16 protein-coding genes are annotated in these 16,169 nt (G+C 43.3%); 4 read left to right on the forward strand and 12 right to left on the reverse strand.

All coding sequences use genetic code 11. The annotated features are described in order from the left end of the window. Positions 1–10: 10 nt before the first annotated feature. From BQ9856_RS10395 to BQ9856_RS10425, 7 genes are all read right to left on the reverse strand, one after another. Positions 11–667 carry a 3-oxoacid CoA-transferase subunit B gene (locus tag BQ9856_RS10395; protein ID WP_077610974.1) on the reverse strand — a complete coding sequence of 219 codons (657 nt, stop codon included), beginning with the start codon at positions 665–667 and terminating at the stop codon, positions 11–13. Between the two features lie 3 nt (positions 668–670). Continuing rightward, a complete protein-coding gene (locus tag BQ9856_RS10400; protein WP_077610975.1) occupies positions 671–1,327 on the reverse strand; it encodes a CoA transferase subunit A in 657 nt (218 codons plus the stop codon). Between the two features lie 19 nt (positions 1,328–1,346). Then, complete coding sequence (locus BQ9856_RS10405; RefSeq protein WP_077610976.1) at positions 1,347–2,087, reverse strand: acetoacetate decarboxylase; 741 nt, start codon at positions 2,085–2,087, stop codon at positions 1,347–1,349. Between the two features lie 36 nt (positions 2,088–2,123). Then, entirely contained in the window at positions 2,124–3,308 is a 1,185-nt protein-coding gene (locus BQ9856_RS10410; protein ID WP_077613332.1) for an acetyl-CoA C-acetyltransferase, read from the reverse strand. Positions 3,309–3,505: 197 nt separating this feature from the next. Continuing rightward, a complete protein-coding gene (locus BQ9856_RS10415; protein ID WP_077610977.1) occupies positions 3,506–3,652 on the reverse strand; it encodes a cyclic lactone autoinducer peptide in 147 nt (48 codons plus the stop codon). A gap of 181 nt (positions 3,653–3,833) precedes the next feature. Then, positions 3,834–5,138, reverse strand: a complete 1,305-nt coding sequence (locus BQ9856_RS10420; protein WP_077610978.1) for a sensor histidine kinase — start codon at positions 5,136–5,138, stop codon at positions 3,834–3,836. An 8-nt stretch (positions 5,139–5,146) separates the two neighbouring features. Then, complete coding sequence (locus BQ9856_RS10425) at positions 5,147–5,890, reverse strand: LytR/AlgR family response regulator transcription factor (RefSeq protein WP_077610979.1); 744 nt, start codon at positions 5,888–5,890, stop codon at positions 5,147–5,149. Positions 5,891–6,167: 277 nt separating this feature from the next. Here BQ9856_RS10425 and BQ9856_RS10430 point away from each other — a divergent pair, with 277 nt between their 5' ends. The 3 genes from BQ9856_RS10430 (at position 6,168) to upp (ending at position 9,248) form a co-directional block, all read left to right on the forward strand. Next, positions 6,168–7,190, forward strand: a complete 1,023-nt coding sequence (locus BQ9856_RS10430; RefSeq protein ID WP_235839185.1) for a DUF4163 domain-containing protein — start codon at positions 6,168–6,170, stop codon at positions 7,188–7,190. A gap of 71 nt (positions 7,191–7,261) precedes the next feature. Then, positions 7,262–8,587, forward strand: a complete 1,326-nt coding sequence (locus BQ9856_RS10435; protein ID WP_077610980.1) for a uracil-xanthine permease family protein — start codon at positions 7,262–7,264, stop codon at positions 8,585–8,587. A 31-nt stretch (positions 8,588–8,618) separates the two neighbouring features. Further along, positions 8,619–9,248, forward strand: a complete 630-nt coding sequence (gene upp, locus BQ9856_RS10440) for a uracil phosphoribosyltransferase (protein WP_077613334.1) — start codon at positions 8,619–8,621, stop codon at positions 9,246–9,248. 158 nt (positions 9,249–9,406) lie between these two features. Here upp and BQ9856_RS10445 read toward each other — a convergent pair whose 3' ends face one another. Then, positions 9,407–10,090: a UDP-N-acetylglucosamine pyrophosphorylase gene (locus BQ9856_RS10445; RefSeq protein WP_077610981.1), complete on the reverse strand. Its 684-nt coding sequence runs from the start codon at positions 10,088–10,090 to the stop codon at positions 9,407–9,409. A gap of 12 nt (positions 10,091–10,102) precedes the next feature. Next, positions 10,103–12,253 (reverse strand): DNA topoisomerase, encoded by a 2,151-nt coding sequence (locus tag BQ9856_RS10450; protein ID WP_077610982.1) that lies wholly within the window; start codon positions 12,251–12,253, stop codon positions 10,103–10,105. 196 nt (positions 12,254–12,449) lie between these two features. Between BQ9856_RS10450 and BQ9856_RS10455 the strand changes: the two genes are divergently transcribed. Then, positions 12,450–12,959 carry a YbaK/EbsC family protein gene (locus BQ9856_RS10455; RefSeq protein WP_077610983.1) on the forward strand — a complete coding sequence of 170 codons (510 nt, stop codon included), beginning with the start codon at positions 12,450–12,452 and terminating at the stop codon, positions 12,957–12,959. Between the two features lie 6 nt (positions 12,960–12,965). Here the strand turns inward: BQ9856_RS10455 and BQ9856_RS10460 are convergent, their stop codons facing one another. From BQ9856_RS10460 to asd, 3 genes are all read right to left on the reverse strand, one after another. Next, positions 12,966–13,847 carry a DMT family transporter gene (locus tag BQ9856_RS10460; protein ID WP_077610984.1) on the reverse strand — a complete coding sequence of 294 codons (882 nt, stop codon included), beginning with the start codon at positions 13,845–13,847 and terminating at the stop codon, positions 12,966–12,968. A gap of 76 nt (positions 13,848–13,923) precedes the next feature. Continuing rightward, positions 13,924–14,985, reverse strand: a complete 1,062-nt coding sequence (locus BQ9856_RS10465; protein ID WP_077610985.1) for an aldose epimerase family protein — start codon at positions 14,983–14,985, stop codon at positions 13,924–13,926. A gap of 70 nt (positions 14,986–15,055) precedes the next feature. Next, positions 15,056–16,144, reverse strand: a complete 1,089-nt coding sequence (gene asd, locus BQ9856_RS10470; protein WP_077610986.1) for an aspartate-semialdehyde dehydrogenase — start codon at positions 16,142–16,144, stop codon at positions 15,056–15,058. Positions 16,145–16,169: the final 25 nt, after the last annotated feature.

Below are 16,169 nucleotides of genomic sequence, written 5' to 3' on the forward strand. Positions count from 1 at the left end.
TGGTTTGCTCCTATACTTCGATCATCTTTAAATCCGGTGATACCGTAAGCTTGGCCTCTGTTGCATTTTGAACGTCTTCGGCCGACAGGCCGGGTGCAATTTCCTTCAGCACCAGCCCCTTGTCCGGGACAACATCGATGACAGCCATATTGGTTACAATGGTTTTGGCCACATTTATGGCCGTCAGCGGCAGCCTGCACTTTTTCAGTATTTTAGGGGAACCGTCTTTGCTCACATGCTCCATGGCTAAAATCACCTTCTTGGCTCCGACAACCAAATCCATGGCTCCCCCCATGCCCGGTACCTTTTTGCCCGGAATCATCCAGTTTGCCACGTTGCCTTCCTCGTCAACTTCAAGGGCACCCAAAACGGTAATATCCACGTGTCCTCCGCGGATGATGCAAAATGAAAATGAACTGTCAAAAAAACTGGCTCCCTTCATTGTGGAAACGTAATTTCCTCCTGCATCAATGCAATCCAGGCTTTCCTCTTCCTGCGCCGGCTTCGGACCTACGCCAAGAATTCCATTTTCAGCCTGCAGCGTAATCTGAACATGATCCGGCACGTAGTTTGCAACCATTGTAGGCAATCCAATTCCAAGATTTACAACATCACCGTCTTTCAGCTCCTTTGCAATCCTTTTTGCAATAAATTCTCTATTATTCATACATCATCCCACCTTTACTATCGCATTTACAAAAATTCCGGGAACGTTTACATGATTGGGATCGATTTCCCCTGTATGTACGTATTCTTCCACCTCTGCTACTACATAGTCTGCAGCTGTTGCCATAACAATATTAAAGTTACGGGAAGATCCGTTGATGATGAGATTTCCTGCTTCATCGGCCTTTTGTGCCTTAATAAAAGCTACATTTGCTTTTAGCGGCAGTTCAAGCAAATAATCCTTCCCGTCAATATCGATCTTTCTCTTTCCCTCTTCGACAACGGTACCGATGCCTACCGGCGTTATAACACCGCCAAGGCCGGCGCCGCCTGCACGAATTTTTTCCGCAAGAGTGCCCTGAGGAAAAAGCTGTACCTTAGCTTCTCCGGTCATAAGGAGCCTTCCCGTTTCCGGATTGGAGCCAATATAGGAAGCAAAGATCTGTTTTACTCTTCCGCTTTTCACCAATTGATAAATGGATAACTCCGGTGTACCTGTATCATTGGAAACAATGGCCAGGTTGCCGGCAGAATTTGTTTTTACGAGAGCTGATACCAGATTTTCCGGATGCCCTCCGGCCAGAAAACCGCCGACCATAAGCATGTCTCCGTCTTTTACCTTGCTGACTGCTTCCTCAGCCGTCATTAATTTACTGTTCATGCCATAAGCCTCCTTTCCTTTAATTCAGATAATCATGCAATACTCTTGCATACGGTAATGTTAAATCCGCAATATAATGCTTCCCTCCGATGCAGGCTTTTACGGGTAAATCCGCTACAGGAGCATTGACATGAGGGATCAGGCTCAATCTGGCAGGTCCGGACCAGGCGCCCTTTACTACAATGTCCTCCAGATTATAGGCTGTTAACTGTGCAATTTTCAGGCTGCCGTCAACATCAGGAATTAATTTTAAATTAACCTGGGTCCTGGCTATGGCTCCGGCAACTGCCTTATCATCAAGAACGTTGTATTTGAAAGGCATCGTACCCATGGCCACCAGAATATCATTATAGTGCAGAGTACCGGTTAATGTTTCAGTTTCTTTTACCTCCAGACTGGGATGTCCCCATTTTTTAGGAAATCCCCAGATTTCACGTCCGCCAAGAATGGCGGGACCGTTATTTAAATACATCTGGGCAGTAAAATTGCAGGGTTCCCCATCAAAAGTGCAGGGAATCACGATACCGCTTTCTTCATAGCTTCCAAACCCGGACGAATCGGGCATTTTAATCCATTCATATAAAACAGTATTGCTTCCATCCGGTTTCAGGGGCTCCGGGACAGCTTGTCTGATCAAAGCCGGATCGGATTCATAGCATATCGTAAAAAATTCTCTATTGATAAAACGGCAGGGCGGACGGCCATAGCTTGGACTGGCCGCAGGCATGGAATACAGGGAAAGAATCTCTTCTTGATTCATATACATGCTCCTTTCTATGTAAAATTATTTAAGTTCTTAATCCACTGCATTTTCTACCAGCATTGCGATTCCCATCCCGCCTCCGATGCATAAAGCTGCTATACCGTAATGTGAGTTTCTCCGTATCATCTCATTCACCAATGTTACCAGTATCCTGGCTCCGCTTGCACCTACAGGATGTCCGATAGCAATTGCTCCGCCATTGACATTCACCTTTCCCATATCAACCCCAAGTTCCCTGGTTACTGCCAGGGCTTGTGAGGCGAAAGCTTCATTTAATTCAAAAAGATCAATTTTATCTATGGATAAATCCAGTTTCTTAAGAAGCGATTTCACCGCTTTTACCGGGCCGATCCCCATATAGGCCGGATCAACACCAACAAGAGAATAACCCTTTATGTAAGCTGACGGCTTTAAATCATACTCTTTGCATTTATCTTCAGAAGCTACTAACATAGCCGCCGCACCATCGCTTATAGGCGAAGCGTTTCCGGCAGTAACTGTACCGTCTGTTTTAAATACCGTCCTCAAACCGGATAATTTTTCCTTTGTAGTATCCGCTCTGACATGCTCGTCATCAGAAAAAATAATTTCTTCCTTTTTCTTTTTAACCGTTACAGGAACAATCTGACTGTCAAAAGCCTTCCTGTTTTTTGCTTCTGCTGCCTTCCTATGACTTTCATATGCAAATTCATCCTGCATAGGCCTTGAAATTCCATATTTATCAGCAACATTTTCTGCAGTAATACCCATATGATAATTTTTTAAAGCACACGTAAGACCATCAGTGACCAAGCTGTCAATTATTTCACCATTGCCAAGCCGGTAGCCGTTTCTTGCGTTCCTTAAAAGATAAGGGGCATTTGACATGCTTTCCATGCCTCCGGCTAAAATTACGTTATCCTGTTCTGCCAGAATTGAATCATAGGCTAAAGCAACCGTATGAAGTCCTGATCCGCAGACAGTGTTTATTGTTGATGCAGGTATATCAAACGGTATTCCTGCCTTTGATGCAGCCTGTCTGGCGGGGTTCTGGCCTATGCCTGCCTGAAGGACATTTCCCAAATAAATCTTATCAATAAAAGAACTTTCCAAATTACTTTGCTTAAGACAAGCTTTCATGACTGTTGATGCCATTTCAGGGGCACTTACAGTGGACAGGGTTCCGTTAAAGGAACCGACAGCTGTTCTTAAGGGACTAATCAAAGCTACCTTTTTCATTTCATTCATTCCTTTCATTTGGATTTTGCATCAGCTGCCAGGACAATCATTGATTGAGTTGACAGCTGATGATTGTTAGCTACATCTATGTAAACCTGAATGGAAAAATCAGGCAGCATAATCAAATTGCTCATGATTGCCAATTTGAAACGCTTCTACATATTTGTGAACAAGTTTAAAATTATGTTCTTTCGTACTTAGAATTTTCTTAATTTCAATACATCTTTAGGTAATTTAGGCTGGTAGCCAATAAAGAAACAGGAGGAATTTGCTTCTTTTACAGCTGACTTTAAAATTGCTTTTGATACCAGTTCCAATGATAACGTTTTTAATTCTTTTTTCATAATGGTTTTTCCTTTCTTGTTATTATTTTTTTGATATTTCTTGTTTACAGCCGCATTTTCTCACTCTTTTGTTTCATTTTCAATACTACACGAATAACTTACAGTTTTTTTGTATATCTTACAGAAAAAAGGAGCCTGCTTTGCAGGCTCCCGGGATAAAAATGGTGGTTTTAATTTTAAATTATTGATTAAAGATGATCTTACAGCTGAATTTCATGGCTTCTTCCTCTAAGACCATACAGCCATTGTACTTCTTAATAATGTTTTCCACGTTCAGCAAACCAATTCCATGGTTTTTGCCTTTCCTTGATACCGGTTTGTCATGATTCCATTTTTCAATTGGCATGGAACTATTGCTGATATTTACAACGATAAAATCATTATATCTGTCCAGTTTCATTTCAATATATTTATTTTGGGAAACCATATCACACGCTTCTATCGCGTTATCCAGCAAATTTCCGAATACGGTAGTTACTTCAATCGGTTCCATAAAGCTGAGGTCAACACTCCCTACTTCCAGGCCAAACCGGATGTTATGAAAGTTGGCAATTTTCTTTTTATCATTCAATAAAACATTTAAAATCGGATTATTTGTATATTCTTCCAAAGCCAGCGGCAGCAGCATCTCACTTATTTCCTGCGTATATGTTATTGCAATTTCTTCCTCTTTTGCCTGATACATATTTTCGATCATTTTTATATGTTTGTTAACATCATGCAGAATTTTGACGGATTCATTATACTTTTCTTCCTGCTCCGCATAGTATTCATATTGCAGCAATGACTGCTGCTCTAAAAGCCTTAATTTTACCTTCAGCTGATTATACTTTTCCGCAAACCTGGCAAAGTACAGGAAATATAAATCCGCAAATAACATAAATGCCATATTGATCAGTAAGAGGATAAATTCCGTATTACTCGTGATCTTGGAAATAACAGAGATAATGACAGCTAAATCGGCAATGCTGAACAAAATTATAATTACTTCAACCAGAAATTGTGGTTTCGTAAGCGTTAAGTCATCCCGCCACAGCTTTGAAATGACTAAATAATAAAAAATCAGCACAAATAATTTAGAAAACGTTATCTCCATGCTCTCCATCATAATCGCCTGAATATTATGTATCCCTAATTTCCATAAAATAAATTCCAGTGTAAATACGCCGACTGTTTCACATACTGTCAGTATCGAAATCAATACCGGAACTTCTAAAACCCGGTAAATATTTTTAATATTCGTATTCTCATACAATGCATAATTTACAATGCCAAACAGTATAATCCAGCTTGCAAAATTAATGACAGGCTGCTGTATCACATTAATGCAGACAATAACCAGGTATAGTCCTGTTTTTACCAGGAAATACAGCCATCGATTCGCATATATTCTTTCATTTTTTTCTTCTATAAATTGAAATAATATGAGACTGTTAATCAGACATGAAATAACGGTACCGAATATAAAAAAAATATAATCTTCCATTTTTTCTCCTATATACTGCTTTGTATAAATTTATTTAATTTTTTTCTGAAATCAGCTGATTTTTTTTGTGAAACCGGAAGCTTTTCATTATTATCAAGAAAAACCTCATAACCTTTTATTTTTTTAACATGCATTAAGTTTACCAGAAAACATTGATGGCAGGTTTCAAAATTGTGTTCTTTCATCTTTGCTGCCAAATACTTCATTTTATCAACAAAGAAATATTCTTCATTTTCCAATTTTATTTTTATTTTTCTATTAAAATATTCAAAATAATAAATATCTTTTACTTCAAAGCTCTTAATTTTATTTTCTATTTTCCCTTCCTTTGTTATTTCTATGGTCTCAAATTTTACGATTTCTATTTTCTCATTTTCTTCTTTTATGTATCGAATCACTTCATCAAGCTGCTGCTCTGCCTTGCTTTTTGTAACAGGCTTATCTAAATAAGCAAATGCATGAACATTATTCACTGCCTGTATACAATATTGCTTATAATTGGTCGTATATACTATTTTGGAATTTCTGTTTATTTCACGCAGTCTTTTACCTGTTTGAATACCATTTATGCCTTCCATGGCGATATCAAGAAATATTAAATCAAGTTTATCATGAAATTCCAGTAATTCTTCTCCTGACTTAAAGATATATATTCGAAATGGAATAAATTTGGTATTCATATAGTTCTTAACAATAGTTTCAATTCTTGCAGAATCTTTTTTGTTATTATCACAAATAGCAATATTAAGCATCTATGTCCTCCTCAAGATAATTATTATGACACTTTTATTTTAAGGCTGCCGTTTTTATAAATCAACCTAAATTTCCTCAAATTTTCATACACGCAATCCGCATAAATTTGATAGAGGCTTTCTATTTCCGTCGTCCATACCAGCAGAAAATGAAGGGATACCACATGAAAGCTACCGTTATTATATATGTTAACAGCATCATAAAAATACCTGTTTATAATGAAGACAATACAATCAAAACATTGTTATTTTTTAAGTAAATGGATGCCTCCCGCTGATGTTTAAAAAAACTACTTTATTGCTTTTTGTTCCGATTTTACCAGTCATTTTTTGCTGTTCTCTGTTACAGGAAAATCAGAATGGAGATATCGGCAGTTCAAAAAATATCCATGCAAATCTTCCGTATTTATGGTATACTATTAATAAAATTTTACAAAAGAAAAAGGAGGGTGATCCTACGAAACGCAACACACTTATTTTCGTCTTTTCCATGGGCTGTGTTCTGGCTTTAAGCGGATGCGGGCATAAGAATTATGTCAAAATCGATTTGTCAAGCACCCACACCACAGCAGCTCAGGAATCCATGCCGGCTGCCACCGAAAGCACCGAGCCTGTCAAAATCCAGGTTTCAGAAGACCAGGATAAACAGGATAGGACCGGTGCGGATACCGCAGCTTCCGGCGTAACCGCTGCCATACACACCTATCAGGAGGGCAATGTTTCCATTCAATACCCGGCCATTTCCAATTTAGGGGATCAGGCGCTCGAGGAGAAGATCAATAACCTGTTAAAGAGCAACGCACTTGAGATTCAAAAGGCTTATTTGGGTAATGCTCAAAAGGGCAGCCTTACCATTGAGTCTAAAGTGATTTCCGCTGACCGGAAACGGACAACCGTGGTCTATACCGGATTGTTTTCCGCAGATGGGGCAGCTTATCCCACCAATATCTTTGTTACCAATACCGTTGATATGTCTCAGGCAAAAGACATCAGGCTGACGGATTATGTGGATCCTTCTGCACTGGCCGGATACATTCTGTCTGAGGACTGTAAACTTTATGATGCTTCCCCTGAGCTTACTGAAGCATTCATGGCCATGCGGTCGGATACCGGTCCGGAAGCATATGCCAAAATGTTCCAGCAGGCCGATTTCCCGGTCCGGACAAAATCCAAGAATGGCACTTCTGTTTTCCCGGAATCCTTTAGTTACGAGGACGGGGGCACTATTATTGTTTCCATCCCCGTGCCTCACGCTTTGGGCGATTTTGTACTGGTAAAATATACTCCGGAGACAAAATAGGAAAAATAGTTGCCATTTACCCCTTTCTTTGATAAAATAGGACGGAAAATAAAAAGAAATGGGGTAGAAAAATGAGTAACAACGCAAAACTGTCAACCCGAGATTATCTGCTCAGCATCCAGCATTTGTTCGCTATGTTCGGCGCTACCGTGCTGGTACCCTTACTGACAGGTCTCAATCCATCGCTCGCACTATTTTCTGCAGGCGTTGGCACCTTAATATTCCACTGCTGTACTAAATTTAAGGTCCCCGTGTTTCTCGGTTCCTCCTTCGCTTTTCTGGCCGCCGTCACCGCAGTCATCCGGCCGGAAGGAACCGTGATCCCGGAGAACGTACCTTTCGTACAGGGTGGAATTATTTTTGCCGGTCTGGTCTATCTTGTTTTCGCTCTGATCGCCTATAGCATCGGCGCGGACAAAATTAAAAAGATATTTCCTCCGGTCGTTACAGGCCCTGTCATTGTGGTCATCGGTATTAATCTTGCAAGTACCGCAATCAATGATGCCACCGGTAACTTAAGCCTTGCCGATGGAATAACTCCAGCCATTGCGTTAAACTTAGGAATAGCCATCTTTACCCTGTTTGTAGTAATTCTCTGCTCCATCTTTGCTCACGGTTTTTTCAAGCTGGTTCCGATCCTTATCGGAATTGCAGCAGGTTATTTGCTGTGCATAATTTTAGGGGCAGCAGGTATTTTTCACATGGATTATTCTGCTATCGCCTCCGCATCATGGATCAATATTCCGTTTATAACCAAAGATTTAAACGGAGTAACGTTCATGTCAGTGCCGAAATTCAGCCTTGGAGCAATCCTCTCCATTGCTCCCATCGCCTGCGTTACCTTTATGGAGCACATTGGAGATATAACGACCAATGGTACCGTTGTCGGGAAAGACTTTTTAAAGGATCCGGGACTTCACCGAACTCTTATGGGAGATGGTCTGGCAACCCTGCTGGCCGGTATGATCGGCGGTCCTGCAAACACTACTTATTCTGAAAACACCGGCGTTCTTGCAACCACAAAGAATTACAACCCAAAACTTTTACGGGTAACGGCAGCATTCGCCATTCTCCTGGGCCTGTTCGGTAAAATGGGAGCCATTCTCCAGACCATTCCCGGTCCGGTTAAGGGCGGAGTTGAAATCATGCTATTTGGTATGATCGCTGCGGTCGGTATCCGTTCCCTGGCAGAATCCAATCTGGATTTCACACATAGCAGGAATTTGACCATCGTTGGACTTATTCTGGTATTTGGCCTTGGGTTTGCTCAGCTTGGAGGGCTTAATATCGAAGTTGGTTCTATTACACTAAACATTTCAGGTCTTTTCATCGCGGTTGTGATCGGCGTCTTTATGAACCTCATTTTACCTGAAACACCTGATACAGCAAGAGATTAAAGAAAGGATTAATAATACTATGGATTTTTCAATGGACAATGTAACCATTTTTACCCACCCACTCATTCAGCATAAGATTTCTATCTTGCGGGATAAGAAGACCGGAACCAACGAGTTCCGTGCACTCATCGAAGAAATTGCGATGCTCATGGGATTCGAAGCTTTAAGGGATCTGCCCTTACAGGATGTGGAGGTGGAAACTCCAATTGAGACCTGTATGACTCCTATGATTGCCGGCAAAAAAATGGCCGTTGTTCCAATACTTCGTGCAGGTCTTGGCATGGTAAACGGTATTCTGGCTTTGGTCCCCTCTGCAAAGGTCGGCCACATCGGACTGTACCGGGATGAAGTAACGCATGAGCCTCATGAATATTACTGTAAGCTGCCCAGCCCCATCGAGCAGAGAACCATTGTTGTGACAGATCCCATGCTGGCAACTGGCGGTTCTGCGGTTGCAGCGGTTGACTTCATTAAACAGTATGGCGGGAAACACATCAAATTCATGTCCATCATTGCTGCTCCGGAAGGCTTAAAGAGACTTCACGAGACTCATCCGGACATTCAGATCTATGTGGGACATCTGGACCGCCAGTTAAATGAAAATGCCTACATCTGCCCGGGCCTGGGAGATGCTGGGGATCGGATTTTCGGAACCAAATGAAAAAAGGGGCTGTTGCAAAATAGTCACTCTGAAAAATAATATACAAAAAATGAGCCTTGACTGGTTTTAAACCATTTTCAAAGCTCATTTTTTATGCCGTAAATACTATTTCATTTTGCAAGCTGCTATTACAGTTTTATTATGCAACAGCCTCTCCTTTATTCCTCAGTCACGCTTTTCTCAATGATTTCACCCTGGTTCTTATAGATCGAGTTGGCCTCCACACAGCCTCTGACACTGGAAAGAGGATAAATGCTGGATTTTGGGCCAATTACTGTTCCCGGATTCAATACGGCACCGCAGCCGATTTCTGCAAAATCTCCCACAATGGCACCAAATTTTTTCAGACCGGTCTCAATATTCCCGTCTTCTGCATGAACCGTAATCAGAGATTTGTCTGATTTTACGTTGGAAGCCAGAGAAGAAGCACCCATATGGGATTTATAGCCTAAGATGGAATCTCCTACATAGTTATAATGCGGAACCTGGACTCCGTCAAAAAGAATGGAATTTTTAATTTCTGAGGAGTTTCCTACTACAGCAAATTCTCCAATGATCGCATTGCCTCTGATAAATGCGCAATGGCGGATCTGGGCACCCTTACAAATGATGACATTCTCACCCATACAGGCTGTTGGCGGAAGATTAACGGATTTATGGATCCATACCGCTTTTCCCACATGAACATACTCATCTTTGGGAAGGCGTTCTCCCAGGGAAACAATGAACTCGCTGATTTTAGGAAGAATCTCCCACGGATAGGTGGTCTGTTCAAATAATAATTTCGCTATGGTATGGTTGGTATCAAATAAATCCTGGTTTGTCATATCTTCTTTTTTCATGCAATCAATCTCCTATTTTTGTTTTTTATAATTAGCTGCCGCGGCATCAAATACGCTACGCAGGTCGTAGTGATTATTCAGCCTTAACACACCTGCAGTGCGTCCGGCAACAAAATATTCCAATTTCTGCATATATTCTTCCGGGGTTATGCTTCCCTCTGCTACATAAGTCAGCCCTTTTTCCCAGCTCGCTGTCAGTTCCGGATTCAGAAGCTGTTTGATGGATGTATTGACCACATCAAAAATCATCTCTCCCAAAAGTGTTGGAATGATTACCTGGGTCTTCGTATTTAACGAAAGGTATCCAATGTGGAACAGCTTTTTTAAGATCTCAGCCCGCGTGGCACTGGTTCCGATGCCGCTGCCCTTAATCTGGGCCCGCAGCTCTTCATCCTCAATGAGCTGTCCGGCATTCTCCATAGCCAAAATCATGGAACCTGAGGTATACCGCTTAGGCGGAGAGGTCTCGCCTTCTTTAATGGCCAATTTCTTAAGCGGAATCCGCATACCTTTTTTTAAAGTGCCAAGCATGGCGATGAATGCAGGATTATCCATGTTATTCTGAGGTGCTTCCGAATCATTCTCATGTCCGGTGAGGCGGGATGCGCTGTCCGGCGCCCCATCCTCTGATGGCGTTTCACTGTTTTTTTCCTCCTGCTTCTTCTTTCCGCCCGACACATCAGCAACCTTTAAATATCCCTCTTCCAGCATAACCCGGAAATTGGCATAAAAATGCTCTTTTCCCGGCACCTGATGAGACGGGACGGTCTCGGAAGCGGGGCACGCTGTGTCAGCCGCAAGTTCCAGGGCATATTTCTGATAAACAGCCGGGGGATAAAAAATACTCAAAAACCTTCTGGTTATAACCTCATAAACCTTAGCCGTAAGCCCAGACAGGCCTCTTAATGCTCCCAGCCCCTGGCCGGTCGGTATGATGGCATAGTGGTCGGTGATCTGCTTGTCATTCACATATCTTGTCTTCTCAATGGTCCGGTAGGTGCCCATCTCCATGGCCTCGGCTGCCGCTGCCGCCACAGGCTCAAAGCCCTTAAGCCCTCCGATGTTCTTATGAATTTCTTTCGCCACCGCTGTGGAAAGGACTCTGGCATCGGTTCTGGGGTAGGTGACCATCTTCTTTTCATAAAGCTCCTGAACCAGCTTTAAGGTCTCATCAGGACTGATCTTAAACATCCTGGAACAATCATTCTGAAGTTCAGCCAGATTGTAAAGCAAGGGGGGATTCTTTGTTTCCTTTTTCTTTTCTATGGAAACTACGGTTCCCTCCATAGGATCCATGGCAGAAAGAATATCAATAAGCTCCTCCGCATGTTTCCTCTCTTTGAAACCATTCTCCTTATAAAGGAACGGGGATTCAAAATACCGGGAACCGGCCGCACTCCTCCACTCCGCATCAAAATCCATATCCGACTGCGGGGTGCACTCTGTATCCTGTCCGGAAAAGGTACCAATCACCCGGAAAAAAGGAGTTTTCACAAACTCCCGGATCTCCCGTTCTCTCCGTACCACCATACCCATGACACAGGTCATGACACGGCCTACGGATATTACCGTATTCTTCCCGCTCTTTAAGTAATTGGAAATGTGCTGTCCATATCTAAGTGTAAGCAAACGGGAAAAATTAATACCCATCAGATAATCTTCTTTGGCCCTTAAATAGGCGGATGCCGAAAGATTATCGTATTCGGATTCATCTTTGGCCTCACGGATTCCTCTTAATATCTCTTCTTCTGTCTGGGAATCGATCCATACCCGCTTCTGGCATTTGCCCTGAACCCCTGCCATTTGTGCAACCAGGCGGTATATGTACTCTCCTTCCCGCCCGGAGTCCGTGCAGACATAGATGGTATCCACATCAGGACGGTTTAACAAACCGCTTACGGTCTTAAATTGCTTTTCCGCGCTGGGAATCACTTCATACTTAAACTCTTTCGGAAGAAACGGAAGGGTGGAAAGGCTCCACCGCTTGTATTTAGGGTCGTACATTTCCGGATAACTCATGGTGACCAGATGACCGACACACCAGGTTATGATCACCTGATCCGCTTCTATGTATCCATCCCTTCGCCTTCCGCCTGCCTTCAGGGCATTGGCAAATTCCTGGGCCACGCTTGGTTTTTCTGCAATGTATAACGATTTCGACATATATCTCCCTACTGCTTCGTGATAGTAACCGTACTATTATATCATTAAAACTCATGAATAGCAATTCTTTCTGACACCCCACGCCAAAAGACCCGCTAAAATCCATTATAACATTGAAAAAATGGAATATCAATGGTACAATGGTAAACAATTTATTTACAGTTTTATTACATGTATGCAAAGGAGTGTTGAACGGATGTCTGTACAAAAGGTAAAAGAATATCTAAAAAACTTCGGAAGGGACGGCCAGGTCCGGGAATTCCCGGTATCCAGCGCAACGGTAGAATTGGCTGCAAAAGCACTTGATGTGGAACCTGCCCGCATTGCGAAAACCCTTTCCTTTCATGGAAATGGAGCAAATGGCTGCATTCTGGTGGTTACGGCAGGCGATACAAAAATCGATAATGCAAAATTTAAAAAGAAGTTTGGGTTCAAGGCAAAGATGCTGGGTGCCAATGAAGTATCGGTGCTTACCGGACATGAAATCGGGGGAGTATGCCCATTCGCCAATCCGGAACACGCTGCAACCTTTTTAGACATTTCCCTGCAAAGATTTCAAACTGTTTTCCCCGCTGCCGGAAGCTCAAACTCTGCTATTGAGCTGACCTGCCAGGAACTTATGATGCTTTCCCAAGCCGTAGAATGGATCGATGTCTGTAAGACTGCAGAGTCCTTTCATAACGACAGGCCCCTTCTCGCCAAATGATTATGTTTAACCGGTCTTCCTCTTATATTCTGAAAGAATGACGGAAGCAAACATCAGAATGCAGCCTGCAATCAGTTTCGGAGTCACCGGTTCTCCCAGAAACAGAACGGAGAACAGCAGGCCGAATACAGATTCAAAAGACAAAATGATAGAAGACGTATTGGGACTTAAATGCTTCTGACCTACGTTCTGAAAGAGGTAACAGAGCATGGTACTGAATATCCCTAAGTATAATAAACCCGCTAATATAGATTGATCCATCACACCAAAATCCAAAATGCCTTCCAACGGCAAAGCCACAGCCCAGCTTAACAATGCAGCCACAGCCATCTGGATCACAGTCAGGCTGACCGGATCATGGTCTGCTGTATATCGGTCTATGAAAACGATATGGAACGCAAAGAAAAAACCGCATATAAGGGTCAGCAAATCACCGATATTTACTGACAGATCCCCCTCTAAGGATATAAGAGCAAGCCCGAAAACTGCAATCAACGCAGCTGCCATATTATTCACGGAGGGTTTTTTCTTATTAAAAAACCAATGAAGAAACGGTACCAGAATCACGTATAACGTAGTGATAAACGCATTCTTGCTGGCTGTGGTATATTTCAGTCCATAGGTCTGGAAAAAATAGCTGATAAATAAAAACACACCCAAAAGCCCGCCGCATATCAAATCCGACTGATGTATACCCCTGACCCGTCTCCAGAATACGGCCACCATTGCAATGGAAGCAATGGTAAATCGCAGGGCCAGCAGATAAGCAGGGGAAATCACAGCTACCGAATTCTTCATCACAACAAAGGCGCTGCCCCATATAACAGTCGTCACGACCAGTCCAAGTGCGGACAATGCCTTGATTCCTTTTCCGTCCGGTTTATTCATATGTACACTCACGATGTCCTTTCACATAGGAGCAGGGGCGCAGTATCCCTGCGTCCCTGATTTTATCCCTTTTCCCTTATTTCACATTGGAAAACTTATAAATCGTTGTTGTCTTATATTCTTCTCCGGCCTTTAAGACAGGAGACGGAAATTCAGGCATGTTCACTGAATTCGGATAATACTGGGTTTCAAAGCAATAGCAGCAGCGTTTTTCATAAACCGTTCCTCCCTTGCCTGCCGTATCATTTTTCAGGAAGTTTGCAGTATAAAACTGCATTCCCGGTAGGTCTGTGTAAACCTCCATCCGGATCCCTGTCTTATCCGATTCGGCCGCGGCACACAGGGCGACTTCTCCCGACTGATGGTTGAGTACCCAGTTATGGTCATATCCTCCTCCAAAAATCAGTGCCTCATACTCTTCATCAATATCCTGGTCAATGGGCTTCATGGCTGTGAAATCCATGGGGGTTCCTTTAACAGAAGTGAGCTCTCCCGTAGGAATCGAACCTTCATCCGCTCTTGTAAAATAATCTGCGTCAATCCATACCCTTTGCTTCATGGCACAGCCGCCATCCTGGCCATCCAGATTAAAATAGCTGTGATTGGTAAAGTTCGCCACGGTATCTGCATCACAGATCATGTGGTAGGAAAGCTTCAGGCTGTTATCCGGCGTCAGGGTATAGGTCACGGTAATGTTTGCATTTCCCGGGAATCCCTGATCTCCATCCGGTGAAAAGAGAGAGAAACTGACACTGGTCCCCAGACCGTCCTCTTCTGCCTGGCTGTCCCAAAGACGGCTATGGTAAAGATCCGGTCCGCTGTGCAGGTTATTTGGGCCATTATTGGCTTCCAGCCTGTATTCTTTTCCATTCAGGGAGAATTTCGCACCTGCAATGCGGTTGGCACTCCGTCCAATGGGAGCGCCAAAGTGAGGCGGGTTTATAAGATATTTTGATGCACAGTCATATCCCAATACCACATCCGTCTGTTTTCCCTCCCTGTCCGGCACATTCATGGTGACCCACACTGCGCCTAAATTGGTAAAAGAAGCGGATGCTCCGTTCTCATTAACCAGTGTATACAGATACACTTCTCTGCCATCGGGCATGTTTCCCCAAAGTTCTTTCTTGTATGCCATTTTGCTTCCTCCATTTACCTTTTTACTGAAAGCTCCCCCTTTAACAAGGAGAGGGAGCTTTATTACCCGTTCATTCTTTAGCTTTGATATATCCCTGGGCAGTCAAAAGTTCTGCTGAGAGAACTGCACCGCCGGCCGCGCCACGGACCGTGTTGTGGGACAAGCCCACAAATTTATAATCATAAACCGTATCTTCTCTAAGGCGCCCTACTGAAATTCCCATGCCTTTTTCAAAATCCACATCAAGAGATACCTGAGGACGATTATCCTCCTCCAGATACTGAATGAACTGCTTCGGAGCGCTGGGAAGGCTCAATTCCTGGGGAAGACCCTTAAAGCTTACCAGGCGGTCAATTAATTCCTCCTTGGTCGGTTTTTTACGGAATTTAACAAATACAGCTGCCGTATGGCCATTTAATACAGGAACGCGGATGCACTGGCATGTAATGACCGGTTCATTTGTTTTAACGATTTCTCCGTTTTCAATCTTACCCCAGAGACGAAGCGGTTCCTGCTCGCTCTTTTCTTCTTCTCCCCCTATATACGGAATGATGTTGCCTTCCATCTCAGGCCAGTCCGTAAAGGTCTTGCCGGCTCCGGAAATCGCCTGATAAGTCGTAGCTACCACTTCATATGGTTCAAATTCCTTCCAGGCGGTCAGCACGGGAGCATAGCTCTGAATGGAACAGTTAGGCTTCACCGCAATAAATCCGCGCTCTGTTCCCAGGCGCTTTCTCTGGTCCTTAATGATCTCAAAATGCTCCGGATTAATCTCCGGCACCACCATAGGAACATCAGGTGTCCATCTATGAGCACTGTTATTGGACACGACCGGTGTTCCGGTCTTAGCATAGGCTTCCTCAATCGCTTTGATTTCCTCTTTTGTCATGTCCACAGCGCTGAAAACAAAATCAACGCCGGCAGCGACCTCATCCACTTCATTTACATTCATAACAGTCAGCCGTTTTACCGCCTCCGGCATTGGTGTGGTCATTTTCCAGCGGCCTCCAACTGCCTCCTCATAAGTTTTTCCTGCAGAACGGGGGCTTGCTGCCACGATCACTACCTCATACCATGGATGGTTCTCCAGCAGGGAAATGAATCTCTGCCCTACCATGCCGGTCGCTCCTAAAACGCCAACTCTCAACTTCTTTTCCATCGCTCTCTCCTCATTTCTTTTCATT

Origin of the sequence: Clostridium sp. Marseille-P2415, from assembly GCF_900155545.1 — a bacterium.
Taxonomy (GTDB): Bacteria; Bacillota; Clostridia; order Lachnospirales; family Lachnospiraceae; genus Lacrimispora.

Bases quoted from the DNA above. Each gene is read 5' to 3' on its own strand.
- BQ9856_RS10395 (WP_077610974.1), bottom strand. From the start codon at position 667: ATGAATAATAGAGAATTTATTGCAAAAAGGATTGCAAAGGAGCTGAAA.
- BQ9856_RS10400 (WP_077610975.1), bottom strand. From the start codon at position 1,327: ATGAACAGTAAATTAATGACGGCTGAGGAAGCAGTCAGCAAGGTAAAA.
- BQ9856_RS10405 (WP_077610976.1), bottom strand. From the start codon at position 2,087: ATGAATCAAGAAGAGATTCTTTCCCTGTATTCCATGCCTGCGGCCAGT.
- BQ9856_RS10410 (WP_077613332.1), bottom strand. From the start codon at position 3,308: ATGAAAAAGGTAGCTTTGATTAGTCCCTTAAGAACAGCTGTCGGTTCC.
- BQ9856_RS10415 (WP_077610977.1), bottom strand. From the start codon at position 3,652: ATGAAAAAAGAATTAAAAACGTTATCATTGGAACTGGTATCAAAAGCA.
- BQ9856_RS10420 (WP_077610978.1), bottom strand. From the start codon at position 5,138: ATGGAAGATTATATTTTTTTTATATTCGGTACCGTTATTTCATGTCTG.
- BQ9856_RS10425 (WP_077610979.1), bottom strand. From the start codon at position 5,890: ATGCTTAATATTGCTATTTGTGATAATAACAAAAAAGATTCTGCAAGA.
- BQ9856_RS10430 (WP_235839185.1), top strand. From the start codon at position 6,168: ATGTTTAAAAAAACTACTTTATTGCTTTTTGTTCCGATTTTACCAGTC.
- BQ9856_RS10435 (WP_077610980.1), top strand. From the start codon at position 7,262: ATGAGTAACAACGCAAAACTGTCAACCCGAGATTATCTGCTCAGCATC.
- upp (WP_077613334.1), top strand. From the start codon at position 8,619: ATGGACAATGTAACCATTTTTACCCACCCACTCATTCAGCATAAGATT.
- BQ9856_RS10445 (WP_077610981.1), bottom strand. From the start codon at position 10,090: ATGAAAAAAGAAGATATGACAAACCAGGATTTATTTGATACCAACCAT.
- BQ9856_RS10450 (WP_077610982.1), bottom strand. From the start codon at position 12,253: ATGTCGAAATCGTTATACATTGCAGAAAAACCAAGCGTGGCCCAGGAA.
- BQ9856_RS10455 (WP_077610983.1), top strand. From the start codon at position 12,450: ATGTCTGTACAAAAGGTAAAAGAATATCTAAAAAACTTCGGAAGGGAC.
- BQ9856_RS10460 (WP_077610984.1), bottom strand. From the start codon at position 13,847: ATGAATAAACCGGACGGAAAAGGAATCAAGGCATTGTCCGCACTTGGA.
- BQ9856_RS10465 (WP_077610985.1), bottom strand. From the start codon at position 14,985: ATGGCATACAAGAAAGAACTTTGGGGAAACATGCCCGATGGCAGAGAA.
- asd (WP_077610986.1), bottom strand. From the start codon at position 16,144: ATGGAAAAGAAGTTGAGAGTTGGCGTTTTAGGAGCGACCGGCATGGTA.